The sequence below is a fragment of the Fibrobacter sp. UBA3629 genome (assembly GCF_002374005.1).
Lineage (GTDB): Bacteria > Fibrobacterota > Fibrobacteria > Fibrobacterales > Fibrobacteraceae > Fibrobacter.
On the sequence record NZ_DFLC01000028.1, the window covers coordinates 28,802 to 44,771 of the forward strand.

General features: G+C 53.4%; 14 protein-coding genes, 1 tRNA gene and 2 pseudogenes. 6 read left to right on the forward strand and 11 right to left on the reverse strand.

The window, feature by feature from the left end:
• Window positions 1-409 (reverse strand): annotated as a pseudogene (locus B2310_RS08980) (TrpB-like pyridoxal-phosphate dependent enzyme); the annotation flags it as partial.
• Window positions 410-736: 327 nt separating this feature from the next.
• Between B2310_RS08980 and B2310_RS08985 the strand changes: the two are divergent.
• Window positions 737-1,657 carry an NAD-dependent epimerase/dehydratase family protein gene (locus B2310_RS08985; protein ID WP_173366888.1) on the forward strand — a complete coding sequence of 307 codons (921 nt, stop codon included), beginning with the start codon at window positions 737-739 and terminating at the stop codon, window positions 1,655-1,657.
• An 8-nt stretch (window positions 1,658-1,665) separates the two neighbouring features.
• On the opposite strand, the gene purF is transcribed toward B2310_RS08985, so the two are convergent.
• From purF to B2310_RS09025, 8 genes are all read right to left on the reverse strand, one after another.
• Complete coding sequence (gene purF, locus B2310_RS08990) at window positions 1,666-3,051, reverse strand: amidophosphoribosyltransferase (RefSeq protein WP_290730691.1); 1,386 nt, start codon at window positions 3,049-3,051, stop codon at window positions 1,666-1,668.
• A gap of 247 nt (window positions 3,052-3,298) precedes the next feature.
• Window positions 3,299-4,243, reverse strand: coding sequence for a geranylgeranylglycerol-phosphate geranylgeranyltransferase (locus tag B2310_RS08995; RefSeq protein WP_290730693.1), 945 nt, complete (start codon window positions 4,241-4,243; stop codon window positions 3,299-3,301).
• A gap of 51 nt (window positions 4,244-4,294) precedes the next feature.
• A tRNA-Met gene (locus B2310_RS09000) sits at window positions 4,295-4,368 on the reverse strand.
• 132 nt (window positions 4,369-4,500) lie between these two features.
• The gene (locus B2310_RS09005) at window positions 4,501-5,655 is read right to left on the reverse strand and encodes a CDP-alcohol phosphatidyltransferase family protein (protein ID WP_290730695.1); all 1,155 of its coding nucleotides are present in this window, start codon (window positions 5,653-5,655) and stop codon (window positions 4,501-4,503) included.
• Entirely contained in the window at window positions 5,652-7,301 is a 1,650-nt protein-coding gene (gene recN, locus B2310_RS09010; protein ID WP_290730697.1) for a DNA repair protein RecN, read from the reverse strand. Before recN ends, B2310_RS09005 begins: the two co-directional genes overlap by 4 nt.
• Window positions 7,302-7,364: 63 nt before the next feature.
• Window positions 7,365-8,126, reverse strand: coding sequence for a tRNA (guanine(46)-N(7))-methyltransferase TrmB (gene trmB, locus B2310_RS09015; RefSeq protein WP_290730700.1), 762 nt, complete (start codon window positions 8,124-8,126; stop codon window positions 7,365-7,367).
• A 27-nt stretch (window positions 8,127-8,153) separates the two neighbouring features.
• The gene (locus B2310_RS09020; protein WP_173366158.1) at window positions 8,154-9,044 is read right to left on the reverse strand and encodes an MBL fold metallo-hydrolase; all 891 of its coding nucleotides are present in this window, start codon (window positions 9,042-9,044) and stop codon (window positions 8,154-8,156) included.
• Window positions 9,045-9,126: 82 nt separating this feature from the next.
• Complete coding sequence (locus tag B2310_RS09025) at window positions 9,127-9,729, reverse strand: hypothetical protein (RefSeq protein ID WP_290724532.1); 603 nt, start codon at window positions 9,727-9,729, stop codon at window positions 9,127-9,129.
• 228 nt (window positions 9,730-9,957) lie between these two features.
• Between B2310_RS09025 and B2310_RS09030 the strand changes: the two genes are divergently transcribed.
• Window positions 9,958-10,776 carry an exodeoxyribonuclease III gene (locus tag B2310_RS09030; RefSeq protein WP_173381795.1) on the forward strand — a complete coding sequence of 273 codons (819 nt, stop codon included), beginning with the start codon at window positions 9,958-9,960 and terminating at the stop codon, window positions 10,774-10,776.
• 49 nt (window positions 10,777-10,825) lie between these two features.
• Here B2310_RS09030 and B2310_RS09035 read toward each other — a convergent pair whose 3' ends face one another.
• On the reverse strand, window positions 10,826-12,127 hold the full coding sequence (locus B2310_RS09035; protein ID WP_290724527.1) for a pyridoxal phosphate-dependent aminotransferase: 1,302 nt from the start codon (window positions 12,125-12,127) through the stop codon (window positions 10,826-10,828).
• A gap of 392 nt (window positions 12,128-12,519) precedes the next feature.
• On the opposite strand from B2310_RS09035, the gene B2310_RS09040 reads away from it, so the two are divergent.
• The 4 genes from B2310_RS09040 to B2310_RS09055 all read left to right on the forward strand — a co-directional run bounded on the left by B2310_RS09040 (window position 12,520) and on the right by B2310_RS09055 (window position 15,369).
• Complete coding sequence (locus tag B2310_RS09040) at window positions 12,520-13,161, forward strand: hypothetical protein (protein WP_290724525.1); 642 nt, start codon at window positions 12,520-12,522, stop codon at window positions 13,159-13,161.
• The gene (locus B2310_RS09045; protein WP_290730705.1) at window positions 13,161-13,835 is read left to right on the forward strand and encodes a hypothetical protein; all 675 of its coding nucleotides are present in this window, start codon (window positions 13,161-13,163) and stop codon (window positions 13,833-13,835) included. Before B2310_RS09040 ends, B2310_RS09045 begins: the two co-directional genes overlap by 1 nt.
• The gene (locus B2310_RS09050; RefSeq protein WP_290730708.1) at window positions 13,832-14,248 is read left to right on the forward strand and encodes a type I restriction enzyme HsdR N-terminal domain-containing protein; all 417 of its coding nucleotides are present in this window, start codon (window positions 13,832-13,834) and stop codon (window positions 14,246-14,248) included. Before B2310_RS09045 ends, B2310_RS09050 begins: the two co-directional genes overlap by 4 nt.
• 83 nt (window positions 14,249-14,331) lie before the next feature.
• Window positions 14,332-15,369 (forward strand): fibrobacter succinogenes major paralogous domain-containing protein, encoded by a 1,038-nt coding sequence (locus B2310_RS09055; RefSeq protein WP_290730711.1) that lies wholly within the window; start codon window positions 14,332-14,334, stop codon window positions 15,367-15,369.
• A gap of 346 nt (window positions 15,370-15,715) precedes the next feature.
• Here the strand turns inward: B2310_RS09055 and B2310_RS09060 are convergent.
• A pseudogene (locus B2310_RS09060) lies at window positions 15,716-15,970 on the reverse strand (serine--tRNA ligase); the annotation flags it as partial.

The window sequence follows — 15,970 nt, forward strand, 5'->3', positions numbered from 1 at the left end:
TGAGGCCCTGCTTCTTGGCGTAGTATGCCTGCGCGATGGCGGAGTTCAGCTTGTGGGAGCCCGAGGTGTTGTTGCCTTCGAACTTGTAGTAGATGTGCGCCGGAGTGCCGAGCGCCTGTTCCAGGAAGTAGGCGCGGACGAGCGGGGAGGGGCGGTACATCTTGTAGAAAGTGAGAATATCTTCGGGAATTTCGAAGTAGGCGGTATCGTTGTCGAGTTCCTGCTTGATGAGTTCGTCGCAGAATACGGGCTGCAGGTCTTCGAAGGTCACCGGCTTGCCGGTACCGGGGTTTAGGAGCGGTGCGGGCTTCTTCTTCATGTCGGCACGCACGTTGTACCATGCCTTCGGGAGTTCGTTTTCGTCGAGGTAAGTCTTGACCGGGCCGTCGAGCTTGAGCGAGTTTCTCATTTTAGATTCCTTTCTTTTTTGTAGTTTGCGTCAGTTTCAGGTTCTTGTGGGGCATCCAAAAGTTTCTTGCAAAAAAATTGGCTCCCATTGAAGGAGCCTGCATCTTTTGAATACCGTAGCAAAAATACCGGACTCCTAATTATAGGGCCTGCCACCACCAGAAGTTGATGCTTGCTACGAATTTCATGTACGCAAATATACCTTAATGACACTAAGGATGGCAAGGGATTCTTCGAAATTTTTTTGAAATACACGTGTTTTTTGTAAAAATACAGTTGCCTTTTCCCCTAAAAGACATTATTTTTCAAGATACGAAAAGAGGTTTCTATGCGCGTTTTTGTTACGGGTGGTACCGGTTTTATCGGACATTATGTTGTCAAGGCCCTTCTTGAGAAGGGACATGAAGTCGTTATTGCAACAAGGCATCCCAACAAGGTTCCTTCGCTGCGCAGCCATTCCGGAGTGAGTTTTGTCGAGGCTTCCCTTACGGATTTCGACAAGATGGGCGAAGGCCTCAAGGGGTGCGACGCCTGTATCCATATTGCGCTTGGGTGGGGCGAAACTCCGAGCACCATGCTCATGAACGACACACGCGCGACCGTCATGCTCCTGGAAATGGCCGCCAAGGCCGGCTGCAAGAAGTTCATCCAGACGAGCAGCACTGCCGCAATGGGCCGTATGCGCCCGTCCATGCGCGAAGTGACGAGCAATTTGCCGATGGACCTTTACGGTGCGACAAAGGCTGCTGGTGAGGCTTTCGTGCTCGGTTTCCGTCATGGCTATGGCACGAATTTCCCCGAAGTGACAATGCAGAGGAACATCATCCGTCCGGGCTACACTTTCGGAAATCCCGCTTTCCCTGATGGCTGTTCGCAGCCCGACCGCCGCTTCTTCGAGATGGCGCAGGCGGTAAAGGAAGACCGCGACATCCACATCGTCAAAAACGACGGTACGCAGTTCATCCATGCGAGCCAGCAGGCGCAACTCTACCTCAAGGTTCTCGAGTCGGACAAGAACGAGGAAATTTTCCTCGGACTCGGTTCCGTCTGGATCAGTTGGAGGGAAATCGCGGAGATGATGCTTTCGCTTCGTCCGGAAAGCAAGACGAAAATTGTCGAGCAGGACCTCGGCTGGGGCGACGAGCCGATGCTCTTCGACGTGCAAAAGATAAAGGACCAGTTCGGCCTTGTCTTTGACGGGCACGACTTCATGATGGACCACGTGAAGTGGACGTTTAGCCAGGTTTAGTTTTTAACTTATCCGCAGCGTGTCTTGGTTGCGTCTGTCCCGATGTAGTCGGGGTAGTCGTTGTCGAAGCATGCCGCGCAGTAGTTCTCGCCTTCGCCGGTGCATTCCTTCATGCCTTCGACACTCAGGTAGCCTAGGCTTTCGACTCCGAGCATCTTCGCGATTTCTTCGGGCGTCATTGAACTTGCGGCAAGTTCTCCCTGGCTCGGGAAATCCATGCCGAAGAAGCAGGGGTGTGCGACGGGGGGCGATGCGATGCGGATGTGGACTTCGAGAGCGCCCGCGTCACGCAGCATGCGCGAGAGGATCTTGAGGGTTGTCCCGCGTACGATGGAATCTTCCACCACGCAGACGCGCTTGTTCTTGAGCACACCCTCGATGGGGTTGAACTTGAGCTTTACCTTTTGCTCGCGAACGTTCTGCGTGGGGTCGATGAAGGTGCGGCCCACATAGTGGTTTCGCAAGAGGCCGATTTCGAATCGGATGCCGCTTGCCTGCGAATAGCCGAGGGCGGCGGTCGTTGCGCTGTCGGGCACCGAGATGACGATGTCCGCGTCGACGGGACATTCCTTTGCGAGCTGCTTGCCCATCTTGCGCCGGATTTTGTCGCAACTCTGTTCGAAAATCTTGGAATCCGGGCGGCTGAAGTAGATGTACTCGAAGATGCAGTGGGCGAGGCGGTCCTTGTGCGTGAAGCGTTCGGAATGAAGCCCGTTCTGCGTGATGGTGAGGAACTCTCCCGCCTGGATGTCGCGGATGTAGTGGGCGCCGAGCAAGTCGAAAGCGCAGGTCTCGGATGCCACGCACCACGATTTGCCCATGCGGGCGATGGAGAGTGGACGGAACCCGAATCCGTCGCGGGCGACGAACATCGTGTCCTTGCTGATAAATACGAGGCAGAAACTTCCGGTGAACTTCGCGATGGCTTTCTTGATGGCGTCGCCGAGCGTGTCGGCTTCGGTTCTGGCGATTTCGTGCAGGAGAATTTCGGAGTCGGAGGTCGTCTGGAAAATATGCCCTTCGGCTTCCATCTCGGCGCGCAGCTCGTTCGCGTTCGTGATGTTGCCGTTGTGCGCGACCGCGATTTGCCCCCACTTGCAGCTCACGAGGATCGGCTGCGCGTTTGCGAGCGTGGATGCTCCCGTGGTACTGTAGCGCACATGCCCGATGCCTGCGTATCCCTGCAGCTCGTCGACATTGTGTTCCCTCAGGAGTGTTGAAACCAGACCCATGGATTTGCGGACGCGGACCTTGTCCCCGTCGGTGACTGCGAACCCGGCGCTTTCCTGGCCGCGGTGCTGCAGTGCGTAAAGACCCATGGTGACATTGCGGACGACATTTTCGCCATTGTAAATGCCGATGACTCCGCATTCTTCGTGCAATTCTTCGAGCATAACGCCTCTTCGGAATGTTTTGCTTCCCTTACCTCGGGGTCGTAGCCCACCCATGCGGGTGCAAGCGGGGAAGCGGCCGCGGAAAAATATAGGAATCGGTCGTGGTGCGGAGCAGGTAAAAAAATGACGAAATTTTTTGCAAATTCGCCAGATTCGGCCGATTTCTTTACACTTTTTTTCTAAATGCGGAAAGTGTATTACAGAATATGTAATGTGGTTTATGCGGGAAAATGCTTCTGTCGAAATTCTACAGGCTGCAGATGAGCGCAATGAGGCCTGCGAACATTGCCACCTTCGTGAGCGACTGTGCCCGGCGGTAGTTCTTGCGGTGGGCACTGAATAGGATTACGGCGAATATCGGTGTGAGCGCAATTCCCGTGATAATCAGGAACAGCGGCGGGTAGTTGTGTCCGAACACCTTGTCCATGTAGAATACCGGGAGCGGGAGCGAAATCCAGGTGAAGAGGATGATTGCTCCGGCAAGTTTCCGTGCTGTCGCCGAGCCCGCGATAAGCGGGAACGTCATGATGCCCGCCTTCAGGTCGCCTGTTTCGTCTTCCAGGTCCTTGTAGATTTCACGCGCGGTCGTGAGCAGGAATGCGAACGGAATCGCTGGGATAATCGCCCAGATGTGTTCATGTGCGTAGTCGTTTCCTGGTAGGATGAGATTGGATAGAATGAGATAATCCATCAGGGCGTAGAGCAGGGGTGTCGTGCACAGGAACGCGACTGTCATGTTTTTCAAAAGCGGGATATGCTTGAGCCACTTGTTGTAGGCTATCAGGAGCACCCCGAGTAAAAAGAAGAAGCCGAGCGGAAGGTATTCAAACGGAGAGGAAGAGTTTGAATCGCCAAGTCCGCAGAGGAGCATCAGTACGAACAAGGCAATCCAGGTTATGCGTGCGGCCTTTACCGAAACTTTCCCGGTTACGAGCGGCCTTTCGGGGCGGTTCAACTTGTCGCTTTCCAGGTCCAGGATGTCGTTCTGGATGTTCGCAAACCCGATGGCGAATGCGAACCCGAACGCTTCCACTATAACGGTAGACCAGCCAATCCAATCAAAGTCGGAATTGCAGTCGTCGGGTAAGAAAAGCGAATTGGGAAACCCGAGCAGCATATACCCGACCACGAGCGTGATTATCGCAATCACGATGTTTTTGGGGCGGGTCATCTTGAGGAGTTCGGCAAACATCGGCTACAAATATAAAAAAAGAAAAATCCGGCTTTGAACCGGATTTTTTAGTAGCGGGGGCAGGACTTGAACGCTGCGACCTTCGGGTTATGAGCCCGACGAGCTACCAACTGCTCCACCCCGCGTCGAGGTTGGCTCCATATATAGAAATTTGAGCCTGATTTGTCAAGGGCATGAGTGCTTTTTTAGCGAAAATAAGCGAAAAAACGCATTTTTCTTGAAAGATGCTCGCCTACGCGAGCATGACGAAGTGTGCGCTACACGAACTTCTTGAGGATGTGCTTGCTCGAGACGAAGTAGTCGATTCCGCTGATGATGGTGATGGCGGTGATGATTCCCATGACTATTTTCGGGAAGATATCCCAGATGTCACCCAGGCCGGGGACGAACGCTCTCACCGGGTCGATGGCGCCGAGGAGGATCGCCACGATGCCGATTCCCTGGAGCGCGGTCTTCCATTTGCCGCTCCTGCGTGCTGGCATGATGAGGCCTTCGCTTGCGGCTAGCGTGCGGAGCGTCTCCACGCTGGATTCACGGAAGTAGATGAGCGCCACCATCCAAACGGGGGCGTATCCCGTGGCGATGAAGCACATGAATATCGTCATGTTGGAAATCTTGTCGCTGAACGGGTCGAGGTACTTGCCGAGCGTGCTCACTTCGCCCATGGCGCGGGCGAGTTTCCCGTCCAGAAAATCGGTGAGCATGAACCCTAGAACCATCGCAAGCGCAAGCACCTTGAAAACAAGGCTGTTGTTGCTGTAGTCGAGGTCGTTGTCGTAGAAGAAAACCCAGAGGAAGAACGGGGTCAGCACGATGCGGCTCATCGTGAGCTGGCTTGCAATCGAAAGGGGCTTGCGGTGTGCAGGGTCGCGGTAGTACCAATAGGCGTAGGCGACGGTGGAGGCCGCAATCAGCAGGATGGTCGCCACCATGCAAATTTGTTGGTAATCTTCGAGATTCAACAGATAAACGGCCATCGTTATGGTGGTGGCGATGCTTGCCATCTTGCTCCAACGCTTCTTGCGGGGGAGGGACTTGCCTTCGCGCAGAACTCCGAGCGAGAAGAGCGTGTGGGCGATGAGCCTTGCAAGCAGGACGGCGCAGCCGACGCCCAGGAGCTTTTCGGCATGCTCGTTCTGCATCAAATCTCGCACGAAGATGCTTGTCATCACGGCAAACGACAGGAATCCGTCGATGACATTCAGCCATAGCCTGTAGTAAGGTTTCTCGATTTCCTGGCTACGCAGCTGGTAGAGATTCACCCAGCCCATGATGAGGGCAATCGCGACAAAGGCACAGGCTGTTTTCGCCATGCCGTTCCAGATGAAAAAGATGACGCATACGAAGACCAGCGCCCTGAGGACGCTCCAGACGCGCGAACGGAGTCGAACATCGGATGGCTTTTCGTTCATTGGTTATTCTCCAAAAGTTGTCTTGCGTGTTCCCGAACTGTTTCGGAGTCGCCGCCAAGCATGCGCACCAGCTCTTCGATTCGTCCCTCGCGGTCTAGTTCCCTGACCGACGTGAAGGTTCGACCCTCGATTTCGTCCTTGCTCACTGCTAGCTGGTTCTTGGCCCGGCTTGCCACCTGGTGCAGGTGTGTGATGGTAAGGACCTGGTGGTGCTTCCCGAGGCTTCGGAGGGCATCGCCGATGGTGTTGCCGACTTCTCCGCTTATTCCGGAATCCACTTCGTCAAAAATTAGCAAAGGAACCTTGTCGAGGTCGGCCATGACGCTCTTGATTGCAAGTAAAACGCGGCTAAGTTCGCCTCCCGACACGGCCTTCTGCAGACTCTTCTCGCCTTCGCCCGGGTTCGGAGCCAGCATGAACTCGATTTTTTCGGTCCCGTTCGGGCTAAGCGGTTGGGACTCGATGTGGGTCTTGAATACGGCTTTGGGCATCCCGAGGTTCTGGATGGTGGTCTGCACGGCGGAATCGAAACGGCATGCGGCTTCGGCTCGCTTGGCGCTAAGCTCCTTGGCGAGATTCTCCAGTTCGGCGAGGATTTTCTTTTCTTCTTTCGCGAGCTCGGCGAGGTCGGAATCCAGGTTTTCGAGGCTCTCCAGTTCGCTTTTGCGCTTGGCCGTTAGATCGATGAGGCCCGCTACGTCCGTGCGGTATTTGCGCTTCAGCTTCTGGATGTTTGCAATCCTGGAGTTTGCGCGGTCGATTTCGGCGGGGGAGAGCGATTTTGCGGGAGAGAGCCTGAGCAGGTCCTTGCAAACGCTTTCGAACGGGTCGGCCACCTCGGCGAGCGAGTTCAGGTGTTCCTCGTAATGCGGAATTTTCGAGGCGAGGAATCGCATCCGGGCCTGGAGAATCTGCACCTGGTCGAGGAGCCCGTTGTCACCGCTGAGAATGCCCTGAATCTCATCGAGAATGCGCCTTTCCGCTTCTCCCTTGCTTGCTACGCTCACCTTTTCTTCGAGTTCTTCCTCTTCGCCTTCGCGCAGTGCCGCTTTCGAAAGCTCGTCAAACTGGAATTTGAGAAAGTCCTTCTGGGCGGCGAGGTCTTTGGCATGTTCTTCTGTTTCGCGGATGCGTGCAAGGATATCGTTCCATTTGGCCCATGTTTCGCTATATGCTTCAAGCAGTTTGCCGTTCCCCGCATAGTCGTCGAGCATCTGCGTATGGGTGCGCGTGTCGCGGAGCAACAGCTGCTCGCTCTGCCCGTGCATCTGGATGAGGTGTTCGCCGATTTCCTGCAGGTCGGCCTGGTTGACGACGTTTCCGTTGACGCGCGTGCGGCCCTTGCCGTTCTCGAGAATTTCGCGGCGGATGATGAGTTCGTCGTCGCTGTCGATTCCGAGGTTCTCGATGATTTCTTTGACCTTCGGTTCCTGGCTGATGTCAAAAATGCCTTCGATGACGGCCTTGCTTTCGCCGGCGCGGACCATCGAAGCCTGGGCCTTGTCGCCGCAGACCATGCGGAGAGCCTTGAGCAAAACGGACTTGCCTGCGCCAGTTTCGCCGGTAATGGCGGTAAAGCCGTTGCGGAACGGGACTTCGGCGTGGCTGATAAGCGTGAAACCGCTGATGGATAGTTGCTTTAACATACGTTTACTAAACTAGAAAAAATGCGGTGTCGAAAAATGACATCCCGTCGCAGGGCGTGAAGGCTATTTTTCGAATTCGATGACGCTCCGGTAGATGGGCCTGCCTTCTTTCCGGTATTTGCGCTCGAAGCCGGTTGTGATTCCTTCGGTGGGTTCTGCGGTGTTGCGCTCAATGACCTTGCAGGTGGGGAAGGCGTCGAAGGTCTCGAGTGCAATCTCGTTGTATTCCTTGTGGTCGGTTCCCCAGTAGAACAGACGCTTGCCGGGCTTGAGGCAGCGCGCGACCTCGGTCAAAAAGTCGGGACGCAGCAGGCGGTTCTTGTGGTGGCGTTCCTTGGGCCACGGGTCGGGGAAATACATGTGGAACGCATCGACGGTGCAGTCCTTGACGGCATCGCGCAAGAAATAAAATACGTCTCCTCGCAGCATGGCTGCATTGCCCTGTGCGATGACTCCGCGCTTTTCCATGCGCTCGATGGCAAATGCGGCCCAGGTGTAGTCCCATTCGCTTCCCATGATGAAGTAGTCTGGATGCTTTTGGGCATAGTCTGTCATGAAGTTGCCCTTGCCGCTTCCGATTTCGACTTCGATGTGCCCGTTTTCGTTAGGGAACATGTCCTTCCAGTTGAAGTCGAGCTTGTGGGGGAGGCCGTCTGCGGTCTTGATGGGCTTGCGGTCGCCGTTCGTGCGGAAAACGTAGTGCCAGAGCCCCTTGAGTTCGGGGTCCTCGTTTAAATCGCGGTAGAATTCGGGAATGACGACTTCCCTTTCGCGTTTCTGTCCTTCGTTCCCGCTGGTTTCCATCTTTTCCTGATTATCATCCATCGTTTTCTGTAGCCTTTGTCTTGAACCTTAAATGAATGCGACGACTCTATCCCGGAACCTTTCCGGAATTTCTTTTTCTAGGGTTTCTAGGATATGCTTTTCGGAATACTTCATTGAAAAATGAGTGAGCACGATCTGTTTGCACTTGACTTCGTCTCCCTGTTCGTTCAGGGCTTTTACGATGTTGTTCAGGTGCGTGTGGCCTTTTTTGTGGGCCATGGATTCTTCGTCCTTGTCGAGGAAGGTGCATTCGGTGACGAGGACCTTGGACTTGAATACCTGCGGGTTGTCTCGGAGAGTGTCGCCCATGCAGTCGCCCGTGAAACTCAAGAGGGGGTCGAACACTTCGCGAGTGATTTCAACACCGTTCTTGCGCAGTTCGATAATTTCCGCTGCGGATTTTCCCAGGAACTCGTCCTTCAATTTTTTCTTGTGCAGGTAAAGAGTCGCTCCCATCGCGGGAATGGAATGCCTCACTTCGAAAGCTTCCAGCACGAGATCCTTGCGGTAGCGCAGCGCAATGCGTTCGTGAGCCTTGACCGGGACAATCTCGGGATAGCGGAATTTCTGTTCGCCGACGCCTTCGAACATGGCCTCCGCCTTGATCCACGCTTTCGCTCCTTCGCTGATTTCTTCGGGCAGGTAGTAGACGCTGTCGCGTTCTACGCCCATCATCTTGCGTAGGCTGTTGTGGCGCATGAGGCAGCGGGCATGGTCTCCGTGTGCATGCGTGAGGAACACGTGGTCTAGCGGAATGGCGGTAAGGGGGCATTCGCCCATGTCGACGCAGAAATCCAGTTCCGGGAACTGAAGGTAGGTCGCAAGACCCGAAATCGAGAAACCCTGGATAGAGGAACAGGCCGCCTGTAGGTGGTTCTGCCTTAGCGCGTTGTGTATGTTCTTGTTTGTACTTGTCACGATTTTACCGAGTGCAAATCTAGAAAAAAAGCCTCCGCACTATCGGTGCGGAAGCTGGTGATAAACCGTTTTCGCGTTCGGGCTAAAGTCCCCTGGAGGCTTTGTCCGCTGCGATAATATTCTCGAAATCCTCGCAGCTCATGCGTTCGATGTTATTACCCATAGCCCTGTTACGGGTTCTCGCATTGCCCTTCAGTTCGGGGATGCGGAAGCAGAATTCATGCGTACCGCCGAGATCGGTCGGGATTCCCATCTTGAAGATTCGGGTCCTCTCCTTCGATTCCCTGTTGTAGATTTCGTGGTAGTCGTAGTTGTTCTTGATTCTTTCGAGGCGCTTTTCCTGGTTGAAGAGGATCTCGTTTACGATAGGGCCGTCCAGGTAGAGCGGAAGCGAGTTCTGGAAGCGGAGTTCAAGCTTGTTGCCTGTTTTTACAATGGATGTCTCGCTCGGCTTGATGAGGTAGCGCTGTTGCGGGATGTTCTTGTAAGCCTTGTTGTGGGCCTTGCGGACACCGCACATTTCGCGCATGTCCGGGTTCGCTACAAAGTCGATGTCACGGCAGATGGGCGGGAGGTTGGTCGGAACCTCGAGGTCGTCGCCGTTGGACGAACCGGCACAGCCGGAAAAGAATGTCAGGGAAGCGAGAATCGCAGTAAGCTTGATGGCGAAAAATTTCGATTTCATGCTTCAAATATAATTTTTCTAATCAAAAAAACGTCTGTTTTATTTTTTTTCATGAAAAAAAAGCGTTTTTTTCGTTTGTCTGGGGGAAAACGCTTTTTGTGAAAATGAAAATTTACAAAGAAAGACTCGTTTTTTGGGGGCTAATCTGTTTTTTTCCGGAGTGTCATTTTTTCGACCAAATAAAAAATTATCTTTATCTAGGATTGATTTGGGTATAGACGGTACAAGATGAATATATATAGTTGGAATGTGAACGGAATCCGCTCGGCGATAAAGAAGGGGTTTGAAAATTGGTTCAATGCGACCAGCCCTGATATCCTCTGCCTGCAGGAAGTCCGTGCAGACGAAGACCAGGTTCCCGATTCTATTCGCAATCGCGAGGGCTACTTCTCTTACTGGAATCCCTGCCGTCGCAAGAAGGGGTACAGTGGAGTGGCCATATTCACGCAGATTGAACCCGATTCCGTGAATTACGGTTTCGATATTGAGGAGTTTGACGAAGAAGGCCGCGTGCTCCAGCTTGTCTTTCCGGACTGGGTGCTCAACAGCATCTATTTCCCGAACGGAGGGTCCGGCGAGGATCGTCTGGACTACAAGCTCCGCTTTTATGACGCTTTTCTCGAAAACAGCAGGCGCTGGATTGCCGATGGCAAGCACGTGGTCACGGTTGGCGACTACAACACCTGCCATAAGGAAATCGATATCGCGCGCCCGAAAGAAAATGAAAACGTGAGCGGCTTCTTGCCAATCGAACGCGCCTGGATGGACAAGTACGTGGAAAACGGATTTGTCGATTCGTTCCGCAAACTTCACCCCGACGAACGCGACCGCTACTCCTGGTGGTCGAACCGCTTTGGAGCCCGAGCTCGCAACGTGGGATGGCGTATCGATTACGCCTTCGTGGACGAAGGCCTCGCCCCGAACATTGTAAATGCAGACATCCATTCTGAAGTGCAGGGCTCGGACCATTGCCCCATCAGCATAGAACTGGAACCGCCGTTCGCGCCGATCCCGATAAAGCCCACATCTGTAGACGCAGAAATCTAATAGAAAAAGTCGCCCTTTTGAGCGACTTTTCTTAACTTGTCTGTACCGACTACGAGTGCAGGTATTCCACGATGGCGTCGTGAATCGTAGTGAACACTTCGCGAAGTTCCTCTTCGTCTTCTTCCAGGAGCGTCACGCGGAAGCCCTTGAGGTCTGTGCAGAAGCTCGTGCTCGGCACCACGCAGATGCCCTTCGCACCCAGCAGGTAGTACACGAAGCGGTAGTCGAGGTTCGTCGTCTTGCTGCACCATTCTTCCACCTTCTTCTTGATAATCGGGTTGTCGATCTTGAGCGTCTGGTGGCTGTTGAGCGTGCCTTCGCGGAAGATGATGGTGTTGTAGAACGCGCCGTAGGTCGGGTTGAAGTACAGTTCCGGAATGTCGGAAAGGATTTCGTTGATGATGGCACTGCGGCGGCCAATCTTCTCGTTCAGCGCAGTGCGGTGTTCGGCAAAGCGCGGGTCGCCGAGAACACGCGGGATAGTCATCTGCGGGAGCGTGGTCGAGCAGACTTCCACCATCTTCGCGTTGTCGATGGCGCGGCAGAAGGCGTCGAACTGTTCGTCCTTGTCGCGGTTGTAGTATTCAGCCCAGCCGCAACGAGCGCCCGGCCACGGGTATTCTTTGGAAATGCCCTTGAGCGCGATGCCCGGAACGTCACCGATGTATTCGGCGAGAGCGTAGGCGTGGGCTCCATTGTACGTAATCTTGTTGTAGATTTCGTCGCAGATGATGAACAGGTTGTAGCGCTTCGCGATATCCACGATTTTCTTGAGGATGTCGAGCGGGTAGACCATGCCGGTCGGGTTGTCCGGATTCAAAATCAATATGCCTGCGATGCTCGGGTTGTACTTCACCTTGTTTTCCAGTTCTTCCAGGTCCGGATACCAGTGATTTTCGGGCTGGAGGCTGTAGGTGATGGGGGCCGTGTGGGCATGTGCCGCTTCGGCGGAACTGTGGGTGGAGTAGGCCGGGGCAGGTCCGATGATGCGGGTGTTCATCGAGAGCAGGCCGTAGATGGTGGCGATGGCGTCACCGAGGCCGTTGAAGAACAGGATGTCGTCGACGTTGATCTGTGCACCGCCGAGCTTGTTGTTCTCTTTTACCAGGAATTCGCGGGTCTCGAGCATGCCCTTGGAGGGGCAGTAGCCGTAGCTGCGGTTCGTCTTGACGAGGTCGACCACGATTTCCTTGATCCAGTCGGGCAACTGGCACTTCTTTTCGATGGGGTCGCCGATATTTTCCCAGTGGATGGGGAGGCCGAGTGCCTTGAGCTGGTTTGCCTTTTTAACGATCTCGCGGATTTCGTAAGAGAGTTCCTTGGCACCTTCGCTCAAAAGTCTTCTGCGCATTTTATGCTCCTGTATAGGTATCGAAAATTCTTTTTGCGCTGTAATTATAGCATAAAATTATTCAAGAATTTCCGTTGTTCCTTGTGGTTAGTGGTTAAAAAGGGGGTAAATAAAAAAAGCAGCCATTTTCGGGGCTGCCCTTGAAACTTGCTATCTGGATTTTGGCGTTATGCCTTGCAGACTTTGGTTTCTCTGGACAGCCCCATAATAGCTCGGGCTGCTGCCGGGCTTGCTGCCATTGCCGCTGATGCGGTGTTCTGTCCAAAGAATTTGTTCACGGTTCTAAATATAATTCGGGTGGTGTCATCTGTCAAGATTTTTTGCGGCTATATCTGAAAATTGTATCTATCCCGTTGCCGACACGTTAAATTTGTTATTATTGTCAAACATCTATGAAGGCGAAAGGATTGTTCAAGTATATCGCGCTGTTGCCGGTTTTGTTGCTGCTTGGCAGTTGCGGTCTGCTTCCGTGTGGCGATATCGAGGTTGAAAAGGACTTGACCCAGGTGACAAGCCGTACGACTTCAATCGCCTTTATGGATAGCCTGAAACAGGAGGCTTCTTCCGATAAAAAGTGGGCGAAACTCGTATATTCGGCCGAAGTCCTTAATGTTTACGAGGTAGGAGTCCACGGGATTAGCCTTGAACTGGATCTCATCGCTTGCCCGTCGGCGGCCGTATGCGAAAAGGGCGTGGCAAATACCGAAATACTCTCTACGCTCTTTGTGGACTTGTACAACTGTGACAGCTTTGACTGCAAGAACGTGACGAATATCGTCATCCATGACGACTCGTATGGGAACATAAGGGCCTTGGGCAAGGATGAATTCGAAATTGCCGATGGTGACGAGTTTAAGTACGAAACCTTTGGCGATGACTGCGTGCTGACCAAGATTCGTAACTTCAATTTGCGCATAGACGCCGAAGACGTGAAGATTGACTGGGACGTGAAAAACGGCTACATGACGTGCGAAAAGGTAAATCGTTGTAACGAGTCGGGTGGCGGGTCGCCGGGCTTGCCGGGGTTGGACTGATGAAACGTTTTTTGGCTTTTTTCTTTTTGCTGCTTCTGGTTGCTTGCGGAGACGATTCGAGTGTCCGTGAGGTAAATGGCTTTGATGAGGTTGAATCTGAATGGCGCAAAATAGAGGCTTCGCTGGAAGATCTCCTGGTGAAGGGGAAATTTGTCCTGGCAAAAGACTTGATGCCTGTTGGCATTGCTCTGGCCGTGTTGGACGATACGCTGGGCGTCGTGAAGGAAATCGAAGGAAATGTATTCGATTATGGTTATGATCGTTATGATTTTCCGCGCCGTGATTACGAAACCTCGTATGTCAGGTTCACCTACTCCTGCGAGACAAGTTCGGGCGATACGGTAGAGTTTGTCGAATATGTGGACCTTAGATGGTATGATTGGCCGGACCTGGATATTTGGAGCGCATTTTTGCGGTATAGGGTAGAACACCTGGTTGTCAAGGAGCATTATCCGCTGTTTCTGGCGAAACGCCAGGCATCCAAGAACCTGCTTGATTATTTGTCGGTCGAGTATGAGGATTTCCCGTACGACTGGGGTGAAAAACGGTTCAAAGAGGACTTCTGGTTAAGCAGTTCCCTTTTGCCTCGGGTGACTGTGGAGAATTTTGACGAACAGGCAAGGGAATTTTCAGATAAATTTGCCAATGAAGATTCTGCAGGGGGTGTTGAATGACCCACGGAACGATATACGACCCCATCCGCAGGAAGGATGTCCCCGACACGCCCGAAGAGCACGTGCGCCAGGCGACTGTCCAATTTTTGCTGAACGAAATCAAGGTGCCGGCCCACTTGATTACAGTGGAGTTCGGGCTGTGTGCCATAGACCCGAAGACGGATGACCGCGTGGACATCATCGTCAGCAATTTTCGCGAAGGAGCTGCGCTAGACAAGCCGTGGCTGCTGGTGGAATGCAAGGCTCCCGGCGAATACACCTGGGAGGCGTTGCAGGTGCAGCTCAACCGCTACCTGAAGGTGTTGACCCCGAAGTTCGTGATGCTTGCTCTCGGGGATGCGGTCCGGTATTTTGAACGTGACGATGCGACTGGCCGATTCAAAAAGATAGAGAAACTTCCCGATTTTAAATAAATTATCCATTTCACTAGGGAAATTTTTTGTAAAAATCTATTTTTCGTCCGTTCGCGACCTGAAATTCTATATATATTTTTTGTGTGCATGCGTGTTTAAAGACATTGGTCGGACTGTTGCTCCTCTTGCTTGTTGCGGGCGTGTGTTCGTGCAGGCAGGACCCGGAACCGCAACAGAAAAAGGCTCCGGCAGCGGCCCCCGCTCAAACTACTCCGGACGTTCCGAAGCAGGTGGTCCGGCAGATACCTTTCCCCGTGCCGATGGTTTACCGCGACGGCTCTCTCGACGTGGCTTCCGTCCAGGATTCTGCTTCTGTAGAACCGGAGCGTGATTCTATTCCCGAGTCGTCCTCGTCTTCCGAGCGTAGGGGACCACGTTCGTCTTCTGAGGAATCATCTTCGTCCGAGGCGGCATCGTCGTCGTCGGTTTGTGCGGATGCTCCGGAGGGAACTCTCTGTGACGAACGCGATGGCCGCATCTATAGGCTTGTGGCTATCGGAAGCCAGGTCTGGATGGGACAGAACCTGAACTACCATTCCGAAGACAGCTGGTGCTATGACAACAAGACCGAAAATTGCAATGTTTACGGTAGGCTCTATTCCTGGGTGTCTGCCATGGCTCTTTCGCACGAATACGAGAACAATTCTGCTTCCGGTTTGATTCAGGAGGAGCACCAGGGCGTTTGTCCCGTTGGATTCCATATCCCGACCGATGCCGAAATGAAAACCCTTGTCCGCTTTATCAAGAAGCACAACAAGCATCCCGAAGAAAACACCGGTACCCTGCTCAAGAAAACGGTCTCCTGGAATCGCAGCGAGGACTGGCCTACGGGCATGGATCGCTTTGGATTCGGGGCGCTGGCGGCCGGTTCTCGTAATGCCAAGGGCGAGTTCCGCGACATGGGGAAGGATGCCGACTTCTGGATTGCCGAAGAAAGCAATACGCCGACGCACGCCCCTTACTGGAACCTCTACTACGAGAATGACGAATTCCTGGGCGACTACAGCAAGCAGAAGACCTTCGCCTATTCGGTCCGTTGCCTCAAGAACAAGAAGTCGAACGCGACTGCTGCTGCAGATTCGACAGCGCTGGCGGCTCCGACCGATACGATAGGCAAGTAAATCGTTGCTTAGGGTATAAAAAAACGCATACGCTTTTGCGTATGCGCGAGGCAAGCTGTGCTTGCCGAAGTTTATATCGTATTCCGGGAGGGTTTTAGGGAGGGGGTAACCCTCCCTAGTCGCATAGCACCGAAGGTGCCCACGCAAATAATCCGCGCCCACCACAAGTTCCAAACTTGAAAGACGCGGATTATTAAGTGCCGGGAGGGTCTTAGGGAGGGTGTAACCCTCCCTTGTCGCATTACTTCTTCGGTTCGATCTTCTCAAGCCCACCTTAACGAGCAGGCAAGGTTTCTTGCGAAACCTCGCACTCAGATTTTTCTTGACGAAAAATCTTCACACATGGTTAGGCTTTCGGTTTAATAACCTCAAGCCCACCCATGTACGGCCTCAGCACTTCAGGAATCAACAGCGAGCCGTCCTTCTGCTGGTAGTTGTCGCAGATGCCTACCATCACGCGCGGGGTGGCGAGGCCGGAACCGTTCAGCGTGTGCACGAAGGTGTTCTTGCCGTTAATCTTCGTCTTGATGTTGGCGCGGCGGGCCTGGTAGTCTTCGAAGTTACTGCAGGAGCTCACTTCGAGCCACTTCTTTTCGACCGG

Coding starts and splice junctions, on each gene's coding strand:
- recN (WP_290730697.1), bottom strand. CDS start 7,301: ATGTTAAAGCAACTATCCATCAGCGGTTTCACGCTTATCAGCCACGCC.
- B2310_RS08985 (WP_173366888.1), top strand. CDS start 737: ATGCGCGTTTTTGTTACGGGTGGTACCGGTTTTATCGGACATTATGTT.
- B2310_RS09045 (WP_290730705.1), top strand. CDS start 13,161: ATGAAACGTTTTTTGGCTTTTTTCTTTTTGCTGCTTCTGGTTGCTTGC.
- B2310_RS09030 (WP_173381795.1), top strand. CDS start 9,958: ATGAATATATATAGTTGGAATGTGAACGGAATCCGCTCGGCGATAAAG.
- B2310_RS09035 (WP_290724527.1), bottom strand. CDS start 12,127: ATGCGCAGAAGACTTTTGAGCGAAGGTGCCAAGGAACTCTCTTACGAA.
- B2310_RS09040 (WP_290724525.1), top strand. CDS start 12,520: ATGAAGGCGAAAGGATTGTTCAAGTATATCGCGCTGTTGCCGGTTTTG.
- trmB (WP_290730700.1), bottom strand. CDS start 8,126: ATGGATGATAATCAGGAAAAGATGGAAACCAGCGGGAACGAAGGACAG.
- purF (WP_290730691.1), bottom strand. CDS start 3,051: ATGCTCGAAGAATTGCACGAAGAATGCGGAGTCATCGGCATTTACAAT.
- B2310_RS09005 (WP_290730695.1), bottom strand. CDS start 5,655: ATGAACGAAAAGCCATCCGATGTTCGACTCCGTTCGCGCGTCTGGAGC.
- B2310_RS08995 (WP_290730693.1), bottom strand. CDS start 4,243: ATGTTTGCCGAACTCCTCAAGATGACCCGCCCCAAAAACATCGTGATT.
- B2310_RS09050 (WP_290730708.1), top strand. CDS start 13,832: ATGACCCACGGAACGATATACGACCCCATCCGCAGGAAGGATGTCCCC.
- B2310_RS09025 (WP_290724532.1), bottom strand. CDS start 9,729: ATGAAATCGAAATTTTTCGCCATCAAGCTTACTGCGATTCTCGCTTCC.